The following is an 18599-nucleotide window of genomic DNA, read 5'->3' on the forward strand; positions in this document are numbered from 1 at the left end:
TCTTTTCGTCAGTGGTTTATAGCATATACAAAAAAGCTCATGGCGACTTGGCACATGAGCTTTAGAATTACTTATCGAATCTTTGCTTTGAAGCGATCAGTTACGATAGCTTAAAGAACGACAGTTGTTGTTTTTGTTGCTCAGCAAGACGAGATAACTCATTACTTGCGCTTGCACTCTGGCTAATTCCTGCAACATTCTGATTCACAAGTTCAGACATGTTCACCACATTACGGTTAATATCTTGAGTCACTTGCGACTGCTCTTCTGCTGCTGTTGCCACTTGAGTGTTCATGTCGTTAATATCAGTCACAGACTCTGTGATACCGACTAATGCATCATTCGCTTGACCCGTTAACGCTTTATTGCGCTCTAGCATATCTAAGCTCGTGAGCATGCTCTCATTTGCTAGACCTGATTGATTTTGTAACTCTTCGATGATCGTTTGGATTTCTTGTGTAGAATCTTGCGTACGTGCCGCAAGTAAACGAACTTCGTCTGCTACAACAGCAAAACCACGGCCAGATTCACCAGCACGAGCGGCTTCAATGGCGGCATTCAGTGCTAATAAATTTGTCTGTTCAGATACACCACGAATCACTTCGATAACATCATTGATCTGCTCTGACTGCTCTTTTAATTTGCCTACAACTACTGCCGCATCACTTAATGCTGTGCCCATTTGTTCGCTAGCGTCAGCACTTTGAGCAAATACATCCAAACCAGCTTTCGCAAGCTCATCCGCTTGACGGGCCGTTGAATCTGCAGCCGTTGCGTTATCACTGACATTATCAGCCGTGCTCGACAGTTCATTAACCGCCGAAGCCACTTGTTCGATTTCACTTAGCTCTTGGTTTGCATTCGATTCTGCTTGGGTCATTACGGCCGCAAGCTCTGTTGATGCAGAAGCAACGTCTTCACTAATACGAGTCAAAGCCTCAACAGTGCTATGAAGTTGAGCGGCTGTCGTATTCACATCTCGGCTTAATTGAGCGATTTCATTGTCACCATCGCTATCAGCACACACTGTCAGGTTGCCCTGGGCTAATTCACGAATAACAACTTGTAGTTTTTGAATCGGCGATACAATCAAACCAGATAACCACCAAGCAACAACAAGAGAACCCGCGAATACAGAAAGCACCATCAAAATCGCGTTGATTTCAACTTGCTCATTGTTCTCTTCACTTTCGCGCATCGCTTGGCCTGCCGCAGTATTGACTTGTTGCGACAGTTTATTGATTGACTCAACCATAGTTTGGCCAACATTGCGGTAACCAGCAATGAAATCATCATTACTTTGGTTCAAAGACAACCCTTGATCACGGCGGTTGAAGTAAGTTACCGCTCTCTCTGAGTACGAAACATAATCTGAAATGGCTTTACGAACAACACTGACTTCACGACTAAAGGTTTGTCGGTCATCAATTTTATCAAGTTCTATATTGATTGCCTGCATGCCACTTTTTAGCTCAGTTAAAAAGTTTTGGCGGCGAGATGAATCATAGATCGAATATACAGCACTGATTCTAAGGGGATAAACTCTATCATCGATTTTTGCCAATTCATCCTTGTAGAAAACAATAGAATCAACATTTTCACTAATGATCTGTTGCTCTGCATCTAAATTGGATTTAGTGACCCATAAGGAAATAAATAGTGATAGGGCTGTAAATAATACTGGAAGCAGTATTTGGAACCGGATAGATGTGTTTTTTAGCGATAGCTGCATTAGTACCTCGATCTGTTGATTTATCGTCCTTGCGCAGAAATTCCTTTAAATTCTGGGCGCAAATATAGATCTAAATCACACTTTTGTCTAGGTATAATTCCACTAGTTTCATACAGTTATTAATGATTTTATACAGCCAAATTATTGGCTATGACAGTATCTCGACATTTTCTTTCACCCAAAGAAAAACCCACTAAGCTTTCACTTAGTGGGTTTCCTATTCTTACTCGCAGCAATCCAGCTACTAAAAGTGCTCCATGCATCGAATCCTTGATAGTGTGCTGTAATCCTTCAGCGCAATCCATTTCATCGCCATCCTAGCGGTGTCCTTGGCTATCCAGCCTGTTAACTATCCTAGTTAACGCTCTTCACTTATCCTTAAGTGGTGTCCTTTATCCATCATCCTGATGGTATTTTCCTCAATCCTAGAGGTGGTCCATTAACTTTCCATAGTGCAACCATCCAAGTCGCATAGCTTCCAGCTAATGTCCTTTGCTTTCCATGCCAATAATTCGTCCTGAATTATCGAATCTTCGTCCTGAAGATGACCTATCCTTGGGTCTTTCCTGTTCCGTGTCTGCATCCTGCTGACAACATTAAGATTACGCCAACTTGAGTTTTCGACAATGATAAAATGCAGATATTTATCCAAGCATCATATTTAAATATCAACAAATAACTTATAAAACAACATCTTAAAACCAAAACAAGCTATCGTCGGCGTAATATAGTGACTTATACTTACGAGCTTGTAAGAGATCTCTTACAAACGATAGGGTGCAACTCTTATATTAGTAAATTCTCAACTACAAAATAGAGAGATCATGATCACATTAATTTCTTATCCGAACGATTGTCCTGGCAATTCACTCTCAAAACCCATTCTTGTCACCTGCTTTACAATCCTCATGCCTACCTATAAGTAATCTAAGCAAAAACAACAATTCTGGGATTAAGTAAGTTACAATTTGCATTCACTAATGATCTGGGCTTTTTTTTGTGACCATCAATACCTCTGCTAATTCCGTCATCGTACTCGATTTTGAAACAACAGGACTCTCCCCCAACCAAGGTGACCGAGCCATTGAAATTGGCGCGGTACATATACAAAATGGGGAAATTGTTGATACTTTTCAGCAACTCATGAACCCAGGGTTCCGAGTGAGTGGATTTATTGAGGGTTATACCGGCATTACAAATAGGATGCTCCAATCCGCAGCGCCCTGCGATGAAGTCATGGATCAATTTTGTGATTTTATTGGAGATCACAATTTGGTGGCGCACAACGCCTCATTTGATCAACGATTTTTAGATGCTGAATTGAATTTGATCAATCGACAATATAGTGGGAAATTCGCCTGTTCAATGCTAATTGCACGACGACTCGTACAAGAATCTCCAACTCATAAATTGGGCGATTTAGTGCGATTTCTACAATTAGAGAATGATGGCGTATTTCACAGAGCATTAGCCGATTCAGAAATGACCGTTAACTTATGGCTCTACATGATCAACAAACTTATGGATCAGCACAACATCACTGACCCAAGCTTCCAGTTCATGCAGAAGATATCGAAGACAAGTAAATCTAACATCGGAAAGTTGTTAGCTAAGAAGTAAAAACATAATTAGAACGTATGAAATGTGCTGTGAGTGCTAAGTTCATAGAAGCTAAGTTTGTAAAGCTAAAGCTTCACAGCACACAAAACATTAGAAAACGTTCAGATTAGACTCAACAATCAATCCTAAGCCAACTCTAGTTTGCCTGTGGTTGTAATCAATCATCGACTCGCCATATCCTTCCCACACTTGGAAATACAAGCCAGCAAATTTTGACAGAGGATAAGTGTACCCAACCTCAACATGGCCTTTATCGGTGCTAAAGTTATAGGCTGTTTTTAATTTAAAGTAGCCCGCTTTACCATGGTATTTCATCCACACTTCATAAGGTGGAATAAAATCCTCGATGTCTTTATTGTCTTTAAGGTTCGTCGCGTACCACCCCTGAAGGCCGAAATCTAATTTGGTATTTACACGTTCAATCGCAATGTATCCCATATCCCATGAGCGACTGGTAAGCGCTTCTTTACCATTTGATTGGTGCCTATAACCATATTCAATATTGTTGAAAATACCGTACTTACCTTGATGCATCATGAACATCTGAGGTTTGTAGTTGGTTTCACGAAAAGGCGAACTGGCATCGGTATTACCAAGTTGCCAAAGCGATAGTTGAGTATATGAGGCCATTAATGTCCCATATTTCATTTGCACTAACGGAATGGCGAGCGAAAACTGATATTTAATCTCAGCTTTACTCATTTTATCCGCTTTGTTGTCATATGCTTCATCATAAACTTCTTGGTTAATGTCACTGGTGTAAGTTTGCATGAAATAGGTGTCATCGTAGATCGACAAGCTTTTATTAGATTTTGCATTTACGCTTACCGGTAGCGCTGCGCACAGAGCGATTATGACTATCGCTAATTCGTGCGTTCGGACAAATTGGATCATTTTTAACACCATAACTTAAGGGGCAGCTGCCTTTATTTGTAAATATTATCAACCTTTGCAGTGGATCTCTAGAGATCATACAAAGAAGATAAGTAAATACTCAACAAGCAATAGGTGTCACACGAGTTCGAGATCATTGAATAACTCAAACAGTTGGTGAGATTTGTAAGGTTTCGGTAAATACGCATCCATCCCTGCTTCAAAGCAATGCTGGATATCTTCGTCTAGCACGCTTGCCGTTAGCGCGATGATTGGCAACTTAGTGCTCCCCTGCTCTACTTCCCACTGACGAATGAGTTTTGTTGCTGTCAATCCATCCATTACAGGCATCATACAATCCATCAAAATCGCATCAAACTCTCCACCTTGAGTGATGGCATCGACGGCTTCTTGTCCATTACTGGTAATAAAATAGTCATACCCCCCCTTTTCTAGAAAGAAACTCGCAATTTTTTGATTCATTAAATTATCTTCAACAATCAAGACTCTCCGGTTCAACCCTCTTGTTTTTCCAACAGGAACCGTCTCTGCATTGATGTCCGAATGATTGATTTTTGGTCCCCTATTCTCGACCAATGTATGCAGATGATTTCTAAAACGATTACCTAAAAATGGAAGCGTTATTTGTCCATGAGCACCTAAACCTGCCACAGGTTGTTTAAATAGATGATGCTGACAAACCAAAATCATGTTGCTAGGGTAACATTGCTGTAATTGTTGCAAGCACTTACTCAATGAGTGGTGAACAACATCGCAGTACAGCACCAAATCAACGTCATGTTTCACATCTAACGCTTCTTCAGTGCTATGAACTTCAATGATATTAATCCCCAACAAATTGCATTCTGTTTTTATCTGAGACGTATATGTGAAGTGGTTATTGACTAATAAAGCACGTTTCAACTTGAGAGGTTCATTCCTGGCCTCACCTTTCAACGCCCCAACTGCAATTGAAAATTCAAAACAACTACCGACATTCTTGGTTGATCGTGCATGAATCGATCCCCCCATCAAGTTGACTAACTGCCGACAAATAGCAAGGCCTAATCCTGTCCCCCCAAACTGCCTAGTGATGCTGCCATCAGCTTGGGTAAACGGTTCGAAAATAGACTCCAATTTTTCGGCCTCAATGCCCATTCCGGTATCCGCTACAGAAAAATATAATTCCGCGCTTTCTGCACTGATTTCCTTATACTTCACTTCTGTTTTTATATGGCCGTTACGAGTGAATTTAATTGAATTAGACAGTAGGTTCATTAAAACCTGTCTGACACGGTGATCATCTGTGAATACCTGATCAGGAATCGCGGGATCAATGGAAATGAGTAGCTCTATATTTTGGCTGTTCGCTTTCGACAAGATTAAATTAACCGAGTCGTAGACTGCTTCCTTAATATCAGAGCCATGAGGATTTAATACCAAATTTCCGGACTCTATCTTGGATAAATCGAGGATGTCATTAAGCAGTACCAAAAGGGAGTGAGACGAAGAGTCTATATCATTAAGAACTTCCTTCTGATTAGAATTTAGCTGACTGTCAGATAAGATCTCTGTCATCCCGATAATGCCATTCAGAGGTGTTCTTATTTCATGCGACATATTGGCTAAAAACGCACTTTTCGCCTTATTCGCTAAAATAGCCGACTCTTTAGCCGCCAATATCTGCAACTCATGCTCTTGCTGGAAAAGTATGATCTGATTAACTCTAAGAGCAAACTTAGTAAACTCATCATTTCCATCAATTTTTATTTGTTGAATTTCGCCCTTTCTCTCCTCAAGTGCCGACATCGTAGTTAATATTTTCGCTAACTTTCGATTAACTCGTAAAGAAGTACTGGCTCCTAATATGCAAAGCATCACTATCACAAGCCCAACAAGTAAAGAGAGTATTATCACTAAGCGCTGTTCGTACTCTATACGACTGGCTAGGTTCGACGATAACTGAGATGAAAATTGATTGATAGCTAACGACAGTGACTCATAACGTTTTTCTAAAAGAGCAGCATGCAGTGTAAAGTCCGAGCCTTTTGTATCATTCGCTAACACTTTATTCCGAAAAGCTTGCCCACTCTGAAAGTCGGTTTGGGAAAATAACAGAAGCAATTTTTCGACCTGCTCCTTACTTGCTCCGGAAGATATAAACTGTTCAAGATACTGCTGCTGCCTTTCGATGGCTTGATATACAAGAGGTGAGTTATCGAGTAGATGATCAGGATTAATCGCTAAATCACTAATTAACCATGCCTCTTTCTGAAGCCAGTAAGATAGCCAGGACAGATCATCTAAAGCGCGATCTGAAATGTAAGTAAATTCAGATAATGGAATGAACGATGACTGACTGACTTGCTCCAAAAGATCGCGAGTTAAATCAAAGATCCAATAGCCTGTATCCGTAACTTCAGTAACCTCTAAAATAGCGAGTTCATCGATAGCGTCTTTTAACTCATCAACATTGGATTTGTGCTCTTCAAGGATTTGATTATTAGCTGAACTTGTAAAATAAAACTGCACTTTCTCCAATTCAATATTAATCGGCTGTGACAATTCATTATTGCGAGAGTGGGTATTTAAGGCTTTACGTACTAAATTAGATACATTATCTACCGATTTCATCGCTTCTATTTTTTCAGATAAAATAGAGTACCGTTTCAATTTTTCTTTATTACTGAGAATCTTATCTACGGCAAACGCACTGATTATCAACGCTGAAATTGATGTAATAATAGTCAAACGAGCTTTTATTGATAATTTGGTTAATATTAGCATTATTCTCGTCCTTGAAAGTAACACACCCTAGCCTACAGTTAATAATAGACATAAAAACGATTCTTAATCATGAATTTTATATAATAATAGCGTTAAGGTTAGTTAATCACCGATGAAAACGTCTTGGCTGTCACTGATTTTTGTTACTTTAATCATTGCTGTTGCATCCCCTGCAACAGCTTATCAGTACGTGATTTTTTCTTTAAATTCAGAGATAAAGCCACTATCCAAAAGCCAAACAAAAATGCTCTACCGCGGAAAAACAAATCATATCCAAGGTATTAATGTTCATTTAGTTGATTTACCAACATCTTCTAAACACAAAGAACAATTTTATCGCGCGTTATTAGGTAAAAACCCGAACCAAATGCAAATAATATGGGCTAGACAATCTTTTTCTGGCCGTGCAAAAGCACCATTTCAATTAAGAAAAAGTGATACTCGTTCCATTCTTTCTTGGCTAGAAAAGAATTCGACAGGTATTGCCTATTTACCGATAAAAGAAGTACCTCGCAACGTCAATATACTTTATATAACTAAAAAAGTGGATTAATCATGAAAATAACCACACTTATATTAATGGCTTTATTCACACCCATTGCATTTTCACAAGTGCAATTAAATGATTCATTACAACTTAGTGGATTTGGTAGTTTTAGCTTAGCGAGAACAAATCAAGACACTCCTATTTTCACTAAGAGAATGATTAATAACGATTGGTGTTTTGACTGCGATACGATATTAGGAGCCCAACTTGATTTGGATTTCTCGCCTCAATTACGAAGTTCCATTCAAGTAGTTAAAAGGCCCCAAGATGATTTTTCTGAGCCCGAACTGGAATGGGCGTTTATTTCTTATCAGTTTAATGATTTCAATATCAAATTGGGTCGCTTAAGACTCCCACTATTTATGATGTCGGAATACTACTATGTTTCCCATGCCTATCCTTGGATCCGACCTCCTCAAGATGTCTATGAAAGTATTTTAGGTATCACACACTATGATGGTCTTTCATTTGGCTGGGATCACTGGATGACGGATGACATGCAGCTGCATTTGTCTCCTTTTGTAACCGTCCCTCATGAACAGCACTACAACGCCTATGGCTTACAATTGTCGATTAAATCTCACTACACTTTCGGATTGTCTGCTGATATCTACTACGACGATAACGCTATACGACTCGCTTACCTAAAAAGCTCATACACACAAACACTTAGCCAAGGTGAAAGAACCGATGAAGAGATCGATATGATCTCTTTAGGTTGGAACCAATACTTCCATGGTTTCAATCTACTCATTGAGACCGTTTTTACCAAAGAGCTGCACTCTAATTGGTACATCAGCGTGGATAAAACCTGGAATAACTGGACGCCATATTGTCAATACAGCCAACAAAGACGGATAGCCAGTAGCGAATCTCTGTTATGTGGTGTCAAATATTCGCTGCTAGCTAATTTGAGCATAAACATGGAATTTCAGCATATCTACGGACAAAAAAATGCTCTCAATGGACACTTTACTCAAATCCAAAAACCAGAGGACGGGATAGAGAATGAAGTTCAACTCTATACTTTAGGATTATCGTTTACTTTTTGAGTTGATAACCAGACCAGCATCTCATCAATAGCTAAGGTAAAGAACACAATTACATTACAAAAGGTGTGATAAAACCATATCGTCGAGAATTAAGTCTCGCTATATTTAAATGTCAATTCCCTATTAAGCAGAATAAACAAGCTTTAAAAGCCTAGAAATCAAAGGTTTATCACTATAAATCGCTTCATTATTTTTACTAGCAGATTAAGGCTTTTGCAATTACAATTCCGCCACATAAAAACAACAACATAAAAACACCCCCAATAACCCCTGAATGTTTAGATCCCCCTACAATCTAAATGATTCGAGAACGTGAAAGGTCCTGAGTAAAAATGAGTCCTGAGAAACATCTTCTAGACTGGCAAACTAGCCAAACGATTGCCGAAACCGTATCTCCCACTCTTGGTCAACTGTATAGAACAAAAGGTGTAGAGGTTATCCTTTTTGGGAAACCACTGGTCAATGCTACTACCATAGAATTTATCAAAGCCCACCGTGTTGCGCGACGCTACACAGGCACAACGCTTTCACCTGAACAAACTCTCCCATTTATTCAACATTTATCATCCATGGATCTTTCCCCATGTAGAGTCGATGTAGGCCAACTTGCTCACCAATATTGGACGAATCATGACGATACGGATGCTCTAGCAGATTTTCTTCAAACCGCACTGATTGATGCATTAAATGGACGAAAATTAGAAGCACCTCGTGACGTTGTTTTATATGGGTTTGGTCGAATCGGCCGTTTGCTGACTCGCTTACTTGTTGAAAAAAGCGGCCCTGGTTACCCTTTGCGATTACGTGCAATTGTCGTTCGTGGCGGGAAAAAAGGTGATCTGGAAAAACGTGCGAGTTTGCTCCGCCGAGATTCCGTTCACGGTCCATTTAACGGCAGCATTATTGTCGATGAAGAACGTAAAGCCATTATTGCGAATGGCAACTACATCCAAGTTATTTATGCCAACAAGCCTGAAGATATTGATTACACCACTTATGGTATCAATAATGCCCTTGTTGTGGATAACACCGGTGTATGGCGTGACAGCGAAGGCTTAAGCCAACACGTGGCGTGCAATGGCGCAGAAAAGGTACTTCTCACCGCACCAGGGAAAGGCGATATCAAAAATGTCGTATTCGGTGTAAATGAGAAGGATATTCAAACTGAAGATACTATTATTTCAGCTGCAAGTTGCACCACAAATGCGATAACTCCCGTTCTTAAAGCCGTTAATGATAAATATGGCATCACTTCGGGCCATATTGAAACCGTTCACTCTTTCACTAACGACCAAAATTTGATCGACAATTTCCACTCTGGCGATCGTCGTGGGCGCTCTGCATCATTGAACATGGTTTTGACATCAACTGGGGCAGCTAAAGCGGTAGCAAAAGCGCTACCTGAATTAGCAGGAAAGCTAACGGGTAATGCGATTCGAGTACCAACACCAAATGTTTCGATGGCGGTGGCAAATCTCAACTTGAAATCTATGGCAGAAAAAGATGAGTTAAACGCTTACCTACGTGAAATGGCTCTCTCTTCTCCATTGTCAGCTCAAATCGACTACACAGATTCTACGGAAATAGTGTCTAGCGATTTGGTAGGATCTCGTCATGCTGGCGTTGTCGATGGTGTAGCAACAATTGCTCAAGATAATCGCTGCGTACTTTATATTTGGTACGATAATGAATTTGGTTATAGCTGCCAAGTTGTTCATTGTATGGAACAGATGATGGGCGTGCGATACAAAACCTATCCGATCGTTAAATAAGCGACTCATTAAATGAGCTGAGTGAAAAATCAGCTCATTTAAGATACAGCGCAAAGAATTAAACTCCACGCTTAAAACAATGAGATACACTCCCCCGCATTTGCCGCTCTACGTGAGCGGCTTTTTTGGTATTCCAAATAGAACTAGTCGTAGCATTGATATCGTCTTCATCAAAATCTACATTCGTTCATCTTTTATTCATATTAGGTACGCTAGATTAGAGTCAGAAATAAGAGAGGTTAATATGAAAAGAATATTGGTTACTGCATTTGCGCTATTCGCTGGTTTCATGGCATTAATTACTAGCTTGCTACTTGCAATCCCACTAACCATCGCAGCGTTAGTGACAGGAAAACGAATTCAAAACCAAATGCGCGCTCAGGGTTTCAATGCGACACCAGAGAACGCACATGTCATTGAAGGTGAATTTGAAGAGATGTCTTCAAAATCTGGAAGCTAAACCATCCACACCACTCGTGCGGCAAGAAGAATAAGCACCGCACCTGAAAGGCGATCAATCAGTTGAGCTCTAGAGCGTAGCTTATCTAGCAATCTAGGGCTCGATAACATGAAGGTTAAAAAGGTATACCACAAACCATCAACTAAAAATGGAGTCGCAACAATAATCGCTTTACTCGCGGGTTCATCCCCAACTGCGACAAATTGACTGAATAACGCAATAAAAAATAGAGCGATTTTTGGGCTCAAAAGTGAAATCAAGAACCCTTCACGAGCGGATTGCCACACGCTGACTGTTTTCCCTGATTCAAGTTTTTCAGCCACTCCCCCCTTTGATCTCAACGCATTAAAACCTAAATAAGCCAGATATAACGCGCCTGCATAGCTAATGGTTTTAAAGATAATTGGCGACTGCTGCAATACTACCGCCAAACCAATTAAGGTCACAAACGCATAGATACCAATGCCAAATGCATGTGCCCACGCGGTCGCTAACCCATTCTTACGCCCACCAGCTAAACTGTGCTTCGCAACCATTGCCAAGCTCGGACCTGGGGACATGGCCCCTAAAATACAAATTGTGAAAAGTGATAACCAAACTGTGAATGTCATAATGTTCTCCTAGATATTGAATTCACAGTAACAAGTCTCTGCTATTAATTGAAATCAAACATAATCATATCGCTCATGATTTTAAAACATACCCTATCGAGTATTCTGATTTATCCAGCACTGATTTAATCATCTCTCGACCCCACTGGTGCGCAGGATCTTGGTCGTATTTTGGGTGCCAAAGTAACCAATATTTGTGAGTCGGTGTTTCTACTGGCAATGGTAGATATGAAAGTTCAATGTGCTGCGACAGGTTATGCGCAATATGAAATGGAATCACCATCAAGTAGTCGCTTCGGCAGAGCGAATTAAAGGCTGCAGAGAAAAAAGGGACAGTAAGGGCAATGTTTCGTACGCGTCCAATGTCCTTTAATGCTTTATCAATATAGCTATCTTTATCCCCTCCGCCAGAAACTCGAATATGGGAATACGCTAGCATCTCTTCAACGCTCAGAGCGGTATTACGATCAAGCGGATGCCCTTTTCTCATCACACACACCGAGCGATCTTCTCCTATTTGTACGCTTGATACGCCTGCGGGTTTCTCTGGCAGCATAGTTGAAGCTAATTGAATGGGCCCTTCGGCAAGTTGACTCAAATACTCTGGTAGCCACAACTGATAATGTAAATTCACTTTCGGAGCTTGAGTTGCAAACAGTTGAGCAATTTCTGGAAGAATATATTGGGCGACATAATCACTTGATGCCATCACAAATTGATCATCCCACTCTAATGGCTCGAAGGGTTTATCATCGATAAGCGTTTCAAATTCACTAAATAAGTCCACCAGCTTAAGTGACAACTGTTCGGCTCTTGGTGTGGGGATAAGTTGATTCCCATCTCGAACCAACAAAGGGTCGTCAAACCACTCTCTTAATTGGCTCAGTTGACGGCTGACGGCGGATTGAGTGATATGCAAACGTTCAGCAGTTCGACTGACGTGCCTCTCTTCTAACAACACATAAAGTGAGCGCAACAGGTTAAGGTTCATTTTATTCAGCATATACAACCTATTAATTGAGCCGCTCGGTAAGAGAAATAGACCATCTATTTTTTGTCTTTCATCTGCTTATTGAAAAATTCATTCAATACAGCGTGTGTCATTAGGTGACGAAGTTCAGGGTAAGTATGTAAGTGATCACGAATCTCATTGATCCGAGCCATACTACACGCTTCCACGTACAACATCATATCGGTTTCACCGCTAATGGCATGACACCACTGAACTTCGGGTATTGCTTCAATTTTCTTTGCATAAGATTCGCAGCAGTGTGTAGAACTTGATGTATCAAACTTTAATGCTAAATATGCTCCAAGACTTGATTGTTCAGACTTTGCTTCTGCAAGCTTCACCTCATAACCGAGAATGACACCATCATCTTCTAGCTTTTTCATTCTCGCGGTAACAGCAGAGCGCGATAGATTAATGTCACGAGCTAATTCACTCACTGAACACCGACCATTAATTTTCAATATGTCGATGATCTGCTGATCAAACTTATCCAAGACTCACTTCCTTATGCTTATGAATGTTATGTGTATTCCAGTCCATTTATTATTTATCCACTTATTACGCAGACTTATTTCTAATTTGACACAAAAAATAACATCCGAAAAGTAGGCAATATGACTTTAAGCGCAAAAGATAAAAGTCAAAATGACGGTGATATGAGACGTTTTGGTAGCTGTGTCCATTGCCAATCCAAGGTATGCTGCATTTAATCTGAATTAACATCTTATCTATACAGCGAATTGATCGTTCACATGCAGCGCATTTCCCGTTAGATCATTTTTCAAGGAACGATTAATGAGCCAACTAAAACAAGAGATCACCTTATTTTCCGGGATCGGACAACTTTCGACGACTCTACTCGGTACAGGGCTATTCATGATCCCCGCCATTGCGGCAGGTATCGCAGGGGAGGCATCTTTGTGGGCATGGATAATACTCTTCATCGCTATTTGCCCTATTGCTCTCACTTTTGCCCAACTCGGTAAACGTTATCCTAACGCTGGCGGTACGGCCTATTTTGTTAGACAAGCGTTTGGCGTGAAGTTAGAGCGCAGCGTTGCGTGGCTATTTGTCAGTGTAATTCCTGTCGGGCTTCCTGCGGCCATTGAACTGGCTGGCGGGTTCGCCCAACAACTGCTCCCCTCTCCGCTCAACAATGCCATGTTGGCGCAAGTGTTAACGATAGCGCTACTCATTATTGTCAGCTTGATCGGCAGTAAATCTTCAGGCCAGCTACAAACCGTTATCGCTTTAAGTATATTTACCTTAGTTGGCGCTTTCTTCTGGGTCGGAGATATCGGCACACAAGACTTAACGATGCCCGCATTAACCTCTGATTCACTCTGGTCCATTGGGGCGGCCTTAGGGGTTATGTTCTGGTGTTTTGTTGGGATAGAAGCGTTTGCTCATATGGGAGAAGAATTTAAAAACCCTCAACGTGACTTTCCGATTGCGATCATTGTCGGCTGCTTTGTTGCAGGGGCGACTTACTGGGCTTGCTCAGTCGTGATACTAAAATTCAATGCTTATGGCAGTGCCGCTTTTGATAGTACTTCGATCCCTTGGCTGAGTGAGCACCTGTTTGGTTCTGGGATAAAAACCGTCATCAGCCTACTCGGGTTCTTTGCCTGCTTTGCCAGTATTAACCTTTACACGCAGAGTTTATCCCGAATGATTTGGGCACAAGCTAGGCAGCATCAACCAGATGGGAAACTGGCGAAAGTATCTCGCCGAGGCGTTCCTGCTAATGCCACTTATCTGGTTGGCGGTATCCTATTGATTTCATGTATCGCTGGGGAAATATCTGGTATGGATTTGGAGTTTTTCCTAAAGCTTGCCAACGGGATATTTGTATTTGTCTACCTGCTCGCGATGCTAGCCGCTTTCCAGTTACTAACTGGGTTTGCAAAATGGCTTGCGGCTATCTCTCTTCTACTTTGCACCTTGGTTTTTGTCTGCTTAGGGTGGTCAATGCTGTATGCCATTACTATCTTTGCTCTGCTCTCTATTCCATGGAAGCGCATTTTCATCAATCGCTCTATTTCTTGGGATAAGAACCTTAGAAAACAAAAATAAGGCTTCACTGCGAGATAAACGATTCGCTATTGCCTACATTGCTTTTAATTAAAAAGCATCACTAAAACGGTCTAAATACTGCTTTGGAGTTAGGCCGCGATGCTTTTTGAACATTCGATTAAAACTCGCAACATGCAAATACCCTAATCGCTCCGCTATCTCTTCAATGGCAATGTTGTGTCTTAACAACTCGACTGCAATGTTACTCAATACATACCCCATGATGGTGGAAAAATTTAACCCAAGTCGATGCAAACGCCTTTGAAATTGTTGCTCAGATAAACCAAGTAACCCAGACACTCTTTCAAGCGTTGGCAAACCAAAATGACGGCTGTAGTTGATGGTTTCATAAATCACTTTCAGTTCATCTTCTGCGTCTGGCATATTCAAATATTCATCTAAGTCACTAAAACTCATCGCCAAACGCTTTTTATCGCCAGAAAGAACCTGCCTTGTTGCTAAGCGTAAGTTTGAGTTAAACCACACTTCTGTTTTCGAGTGATTCCACTCGATTTCGCAACCAAAGTATTGACGATATAGCGAATCGTTATCTCTTTTTCCAGACAGCATGACGCGAACAGGGGAAAAATCCTCACCTAGATAGCGACGAAGCACCTTAGTCATGAAAACGGCAACCCGAACGCTATCGTGTACTTTTGCTTCAGATTCAATAGAAGGGTTATGGTAAGTCCACTTTAGGATCGGCCCAACTTGAGCGCCAGCAAGAAAGACACCAGATTGCAAACAGTGAATCCCAGTATTAATCCGGCGAATCGTTGAAGATAAGTCGTGACCCGAAAAAAACCAATATCCTATCGAGCCTATTTTGTCCAAGTTAACCCTTTTCGCAGCCTCAAACATCGCATCAGGATTGCCCGTTACGGAGTTAAGGCTCTTGAGCCAGCGATTCACTTCCGAGATAGGGATCAAATTCATCGGATTTTTGAATACCGATGGGGGGAAAACTAAATCTGCCGAGTTAATGTCATACTCATCAAGCATTTCTTGGTAAATATAGATGACACTTAACCCTCTAACAAAATGCCCATGTTTTTTCATCCTCGCTCCCAGAGACAACATAACACATCAATAATAACGCCTATATAATATAATCTGTTATTTACTGAAAGATAATTGAGGCTTAAGTCACAATAAATCCATCGAAACAATACAGGATCAATCAATGAGTTTACTTAGCGTACCCTTTGTCGGTACTGGCGCTGATACAGCCTTACATGTTGTCGCTGGTGTCGTACTGTTGGCCACTATTGCTGCTGCTGGATTTGGTTTCTGGCGTTTGCACGAATTACCAATTAATAAAGCGCACAGTAAAGATCACCATCAACTTGGATTGATAACGGCGCTCACATGGATTGGTTTTGTTTGGCACTGGGTGTGGGTTTTAGCCGTAATTCTGGCATTCGTAGATATGGAAAAAGCGATCCTAAACTTACGCGACATCTGGAAAAGTGAACCGAGTAAAGTAACTTTAGCTCCAGAAACTGAACCAACGATAAACCAACAACAAGAGAAAGCAATGGAGAATCAATCATGTTAGAAGGTTTAGCGGTATGGGCTCTTTTCATCTATTTGCTGAGATTAATCGGCATGCCATGGAACAAAGCGACTAAGTCATTCTCTTATTTGGGTGGTACATCTTGGCTTCTTTTCGTCTGGGTTGGATTGATCAATTATACCCCAATGGATCTCTCTGGTGGCTCTGTGGTGCAATCGCCTCACATCCAGCTACGTCCAGACTCCATCAAGATAAATGGAAAAGTAAAACACATTTACATACAACCGAATCAGAGAGTCACTAAAGGCCAACTTATCTACGAAATTGATAGTGAACAGTATGAGATAGCCCTACGCCAAGCGGAAGTAAAAAAAGCCGTAGCACAAGTGGCGCTAACCGCAGCTCAAGAAGATATTGCTATTGCCACTGCTGACTACCATTCTAGGCAACAAGACCTAGCGACATCGGAAAGCCAACTTGAGTCAGCAAAAGTGGATTTTACACTTCAACAAAAAATGTTGACGCGCTATCAAGAGCAAAACCGTGTCGTGAACAATACCATCACTGCCAGTGACATTGATAAGCAGATCAGCACGGTTGATATGGCAAAACAAAATGTGGTTACAATTCAATCACAGATTAAGAAAAAACAAGTGGATGCCGATAAAGCAAACTTAAATATCACTAAGTCAACGCTTGCCGTCGACAGCAGAAAAGCAGACATATTAAGTGCGGAGCAAACGGTCGCAAAAGCACAATGGGATCTAGATAGTACTAAGGTATACGCACCAGCAGATGGTTTTGTGACTAATTTCATTCTACGTGAAGGGCAACTAATCTCCCGAATTCCACGCTTACAAATGTACACCGATGAAAAATACGTCTTAATGCGAGTCAATCACCAAGCAATACGCAATGTGAAGGCTGGGCAAGTCGCTGAATTTTCATCATCAGTGTATCCAGGCAAAGTTTTTTCAGCAGAAGTTGAAGGGATTGTTGAGGCCACGGGAGAATCACAAAGTAATCTACTAGGCTTGGAACCTTCAGTCAGAACAACAACAGGGAAAAACTTAAACAATAAACACCACTTTGTTCGCCTTAAACTAGATGAGCCTGAAGGCTATGATATTCCGGTTGGCTCTGTTGGTTTAGCCTGGATAAGTGGAGATAAACCTGTGGCGTTTATGGGCTTCTTAGATGTTATTCGTGGCATCATCATAAGAATGAAGTCACAGCTGTACTTCTTCTATTCCATCTAATGAATAGGCACACCATTAGCGTTTAATAATCCAAGACAAAACCGATTAAGCACTTTAACTTAGTCGGTTTTTCCATTTTCTGGCGGAGCGAGCAATGTAGATAGCTCACTATTTTTATGTGAACTAAAAGGCAAAACGAAAGTAAGTATCGCATCCTCTATATTGGTTTGTTTAAGATGGTACGAAACATTCACTCAGCGACCACTTATGAAAAAAGACTATCATCGCAGACTGGTTCCTGTTATTCGGTACCTTGAACAGAACTTTAATCAGCCCCTAAATTTAGAAAAAGTCGCCGATCTTGCCTATCTTTCGCCCTATCACTTTCATCGAATATTTAAAGCTGTGGTAGGTGAAACTCTAAATGAATATTTACGCCGACTACGAATCGAGAGTGCTGCTAATGATCTGTTTTACAAGAAAAGCCCAGTGATAGAAGTCGCACTTGAGTATGGCTTTTCTAGTTCACAGAGCCTTGCGAAAGTTTTCCGCCAATATTTCAACCTCACACCGAGTCAAATCAGAGATTGTTCTAACATTGATTCGTTTTCAGCATTATTACAAAGTAGCAAGATCGGACACACACTGCGCAAGATTGGACACGATTCAGAAAATGACGCTCGCTATACTGAATCTAAATTAACCCAATGGAGCAGCACCATGGATATTCAACACTTCGATTCAAGTACGCTAGCATATATACGAGTAACAGGGCCTTACGGTGAAAACTACGAGCCCGCGGTTGGAACACTCTATAACTGGGCAGGGCCAAACGGACTGGCAAGTAACACATCAATCTTCATTTACCATGACAACCCTGAAATCACACCCACCGAGAAATGTAGAACAGATATCTGCCTGATGGTTCCTGAAGACACAAAACCAGGCTCAGGAATAGAGACAAAGAACTTTACTGGTGGGAAGTATGGCGTGATCCGTAAAACCATCACTAGCAAAGACCAATATGGATCCGCTTGGGATGAACTCATGTCTCAGGTGGTTGAGCAAGGACTAGATTGCGATGATCGCCCTTGCTTCGAGTTGTATCACAGCTACGACATCAACACGGGAGTCGCTGACGTTAGCTTTTGCACCGCGCTAGCTGACTAATACTTTTTGGTTATTAGTCTCAGGCTGTTTATATCCTTATCATTAGCAATGTTATATTTATTTGCAAAATACAATTGCAAAATGCAAAGACGATCTCCAATTTGAACTCAATTGGTCACAAATTGGGCATAAACGTGCATATAAAAGTTGGCACACTAAGTGCATTAATATA

The 18599-nt window shown here is 41.0% G+C and carries 16 protein-coding genes; 9 read left to right on the top strand and 7 right to left on the bottom strand.

The annotated features are described in order from the left end of the window. Positions 1 to 100 precede the first annotated feature (100 nt). Positions 101 to 1732 (bottom strand): methyl-accepting chemotaxis protein, encoded by a 1632-nt coding sequence (locus tag L4C39_RS01835; protein WP_113799838.1) that lies wholly within the window; start codon positions 1730 to 1732, stop codon positions 101 to 103. Between the two features lie 999 nt (positions 1733 to 2731). Here L4C39_RS01835 and L4C39_RS01840 point away from each other — a divergent pair. After that, positions 2732 to 3352 carry a 3'-5' exonuclease gene (locus L4C39_RS01840; RefSeq protein WP_136995950.1) on the top strand — a complete coding sequence of 207 codons (621 nt, stop codon included), beginning with the start codon at positions 2732 to 2734 and terminating at the stop codon, positions 3350 to 3352. A gap of 90 nt (positions 3353 to 3442) precedes the next feature. Here L4C39_RS01840 and L4C39_RS01845 read toward each other — a convergent pair whose 3' ends face one another. Together L4C39_RS01845 and L4C39_RS01850 are read right to left on the bottom strand one after the other, a co-directional pair. Further along, positions 3443 to 4246, bottom strand: coding sequence for a phospholipase A (locus tag L4C39_RS01845; RefSeq protein ID WP_017054598.1), 804 nt, complete (start codon positions 4244 to 4246; stop codon positions 3443 to 3445). A 117-nt stretch (positions 4247 to 4363) separates the two neighbouring features. Then, positions 4364 to 7012: a hybrid sensor histidine kinase/response regulator gene (locus tag L4C39_RS01850; RefSeq protein WP_429744078.1), complete on the bottom strand. Its 2649-nt coding sequence runs from the start codon at positions 7010 to 7012 to the stop codon at positions 4364 to 4366. Between the two features lie 112 nt (positions 7013 to 7124). Between L4C39_RS01850 and L4C39_RS01855 the strand changes: the two genes are divergently transcribed. The 4 genes from L4C39_RS01855 to L4C39_RS01870 all read left to right on the top strand — a co-directional run bounded on the left by L4C39_RS01855 (position 7125) and on the right by L4C39_RS01870 (position 10843). Next, a complete protein-coding gene (locus L4C39_RS01855) occupies positions 7125 to 7565 on the top strand; it encodes a hypothetical protein (protein WP_017054596.1) in 441 nt (146 codons plus the stop codon). A gap of 2 nt (positions 7566 to 7567) precedes the next feature. Next, positions 7568 to 8611 carry a sulfate ABC transporter permease gene (locus tag L4C39_RS01860; protein WP_371711454.1) on the top strand — a complete coding sequence of 348 codons (1044 nt, stop codon included), beginning with the start codon at positions 7568 to 7570 and terminating at the stop codon, positions 8609 to 8611. A 332-nt stretch (positions 8612 to 8943) separates the two neighbouring features. Beyond that, positions 8944 to 10383 carry a glyceraldehyde-3-phosphate dehydrogenase gene (locus L4C39_RS01865; RefSeq protein ID WP_171755798.1) on the top strand — a complete coding sequence of 480 codons (1440 nt, stop codon included), beginning with the start codon at positions 8944 to 8946 and terminating at the stop codon, positions 10381 to 10383. A 244-nt stretch (positions 10384 to 10627) separates the two neighbouring features. Then, the gene (locus tag L4C39_RS01870; protein WP_017054593.1) at positions 10628 to 10843 is read left to right on the top strand and encodes an FxsA family protein; all 216 of its coding nucleotides are present in this window, start codon (positions 10628 to 10630) and stop codon (positions 10841 to 10843) included. Here L4C39_RS01870 and L4C39_RS01875 read toward each other — a convergent pair. The 3 genes from L4C39_RS01875 to L4C39_RS01885 form a co-directional block, all read right to left on the bottom strand. Beyond that, the gene (locus L4C39_RS01875) at positions 10840 to 11454 is read right to left on the bottom strand and encodes a LysE family translocator (protein ID WP_017054592.1); all 615 of its coding nucleotides are present in this window, start codon (positions 11452 to 11454) and stop codon (positions 10840 to 10842) included. The two genes, L4C39_RS01870 and L4C39_RS01875, sit on opposite strands and share 4 nt — an antisense overlap. Before the next feature lie 73 nt (positions 11455 to 11527). Further along, complete coding sequence (locus L4C39_RS01880; RefSeq protein ID WP_429744082.1) at positions 11528 to 12457, bottom strand: LysR family transcriptional regulator; 930 nt, start codon at positions 12455 to 12457, stop codon at positions 11528 to 11530. Positions 12458 to 12501: 44 nt separating this feature from the next. After that, complete coding sequence (locus tag L4C39_RS01885; protein WP_429744084.1) at positions 12502 to 12960, bottom strand: Lrp/AsnC family transcriptional regulator; 459 nt, start codon at positions 12958 to 12960, stop codon at positions 12502 to 12504. A gap of 301 nt (positions 12961 to 13261) precedes the next feature. Between L4C39_RS01885 and yjeH the strand changes: the two genes are divergently transcribed. Beyond that, positions 13262 to 14542, top strand: coding sequence for an L-methionine/branched-chain amino acid transporter (gene yjeH, locus L4C39_RS01890; RefSeq protein WP_429744086.1), 1281 nt, complete (start codon positions 13262 to 13264; stop codon positions 14540 to 14542). A gap of 48 nt (positions 14543 to 14590) precedes the next feature. On the opposite strand, the gene L4C39_RS01895 is transcribed toward yjeH, so the two are convergent. Continuing rightward, entirely contained in the window at positions 14591 to 15601 is a 1011-nt protein-coding gene (locus tag L4C39_RS01895; protein WP_017054588.1) for an AraC family transcriptional regulator, read from the bottom strand. A gap of 124 nt (positions 15602 to 15725) precedes the next feature. On the opposite strand from L4C39_RS01895, the gene L4C39_RS01900 reads away from it, so the two are divergent. The 3 genes from L4C39_RS01900 (at position 15726) to L4C39_RS01910 (ending at position 18427) form a co-directional block, all read left to right on the top strand. Further along, on the top strand, positions 15726 to 16100 hold the full coding sequence (locus L4C39_RS01900; protein WP_017054587.1) for a hypothetical protein: 375 nt from the start codon (positions 15726 to 15728) through the stop codon (positions 16098 to 16100). Further along, the gene (locus tag L4C39_RS01905; protein ID WP_429744089.1) at positions 16094 to 17317 is read left to right on the top strand and encodes an HlyD family secretion protein; all 1224 of its coding nucleotides are present in this window, start codon (positions 16094 to 16096) and stop codon (positions 17315 to 17317) included. Before L4C39_RS01900 ends, L4C39_RS01905 begins: the two co-directional genes overlap by 7 nt. Positions 17318 to 17524: 207 nt before the next feature. Beyond that, on the top strand, positions 17525 to 18427 hold the full coding sequence (locus L4C39_RS01910) for an AraC family transcriptional regulator (RefSeq protein WP_017054585.1): 903 nt from the start codon (positions 17525 to 17527) through the stop codon (positions 18425 to 18427). Positions 18428 to 18599 lie beyond the last annotated feature (172 nt).

The sequence above is a fragment of the Vibrio clamense genome (genome assembly GCF_050337905.1).
GTDB classification, from domain to species: domain Bacteria; phylum Pseudomonadota; class Gammaproteobacteria; order Enterobacterales; family Vibrionaceae; genus Vibrio; species Vibrio cortegadensis.

Coding starts and splice junctions, on each gene's coding strand:
- L4C39_RS01835 (WP_113799838.1), bottom strand. CDS start 1,732: ATGCAGCTATCGCTAAAAAACACATCTATCCGGTTCCAAATACTGCTT.
- L4C39_RS01845 (WP_017054598.1), bottom strand. CDS start 4,246: ATGATCCAATTTGTCCGAACGCACGAATTAGCGATAGTCATAATCGCT.
- L4C39_RS01850 (WP_429744078.1), bottom strand. CDS start 7,012: ATGCTAATATTAACCAAATTATCAATAAAAGCTCGTTTGACTATTATT.
- L4C39_RS01855 (WP_017054596.1), top strand. CDS start 7,125: ATGAAAACGTCTTGGCTGTCACTGATTTTTGTTACTTTAATCATTGCT.
- L4C39_RS01860 (WP_371711454.1), top strand. CDS start 7,568: ATGAAAATAACCACACTTATATTAATGGCTTTATTCACACCCATTGCA.
- L4C39_RS01865 (WP_171755798.1), top strand. CDS start 8,944: ATGAGTCCTGAGAAACATCTTCTAGACTGGCAAACTAGCCAAACGATT.
- L4C39_RS01870 (WP_017054593.1), top strand. CDS start 10,628: ATGAAAAGAATATTGGTTACTGCATTTGCGCTATTCGCTGGTTTCATG.
- L4C39_RS01875 (WP_017054592.1), bottom strand. CDS start 11,454: ATGACATTCACAGTTTGGTTATCACTTTTCACAATTTGTATTTTAGGG.
- L4C39_RS01880 (WP_429744082.1), bottom strand. CDS start 12,457: ATGCTGAATAAAATGAACCTTAACCTGTTGCGCTCACTTTATGTGTTG.
- yjeH (WP_429744086.1), top strand. CDS start 13,262: ATGAGCCAACTAAAACAAGAGATCACCTTATTTTCCGGGATCGGACAA.
- L4C39_RS01895 (WP_017054588.1), bottom strand. CDS start 15,601: ATGAAAAAACATGGGCATTTTGTTAGAGGGTTAAGTGTCATCTATATT.
- L4C39_RS01900 (WP_017054587.1), top strand. CDS start 15,726: ATGAGTTTACTTAGCGTACCCTTTGTCGGTACTGGCGCTGATACAGCC.
- L4C39_RS01905 (WP_429744089.1), top strand. CDS start 16,094: ATGTTAGAAGGTTTAGCGGTATGGGCTCTTTTCATCTATTTGCTGAGA.
- L4C39_RS01910 (WP_017054585.1), top strand. CDS start 17,525: ATGAAAAAAGACTATCATCGCAGACTGGTTCCTGTTATTCGGTACCTT.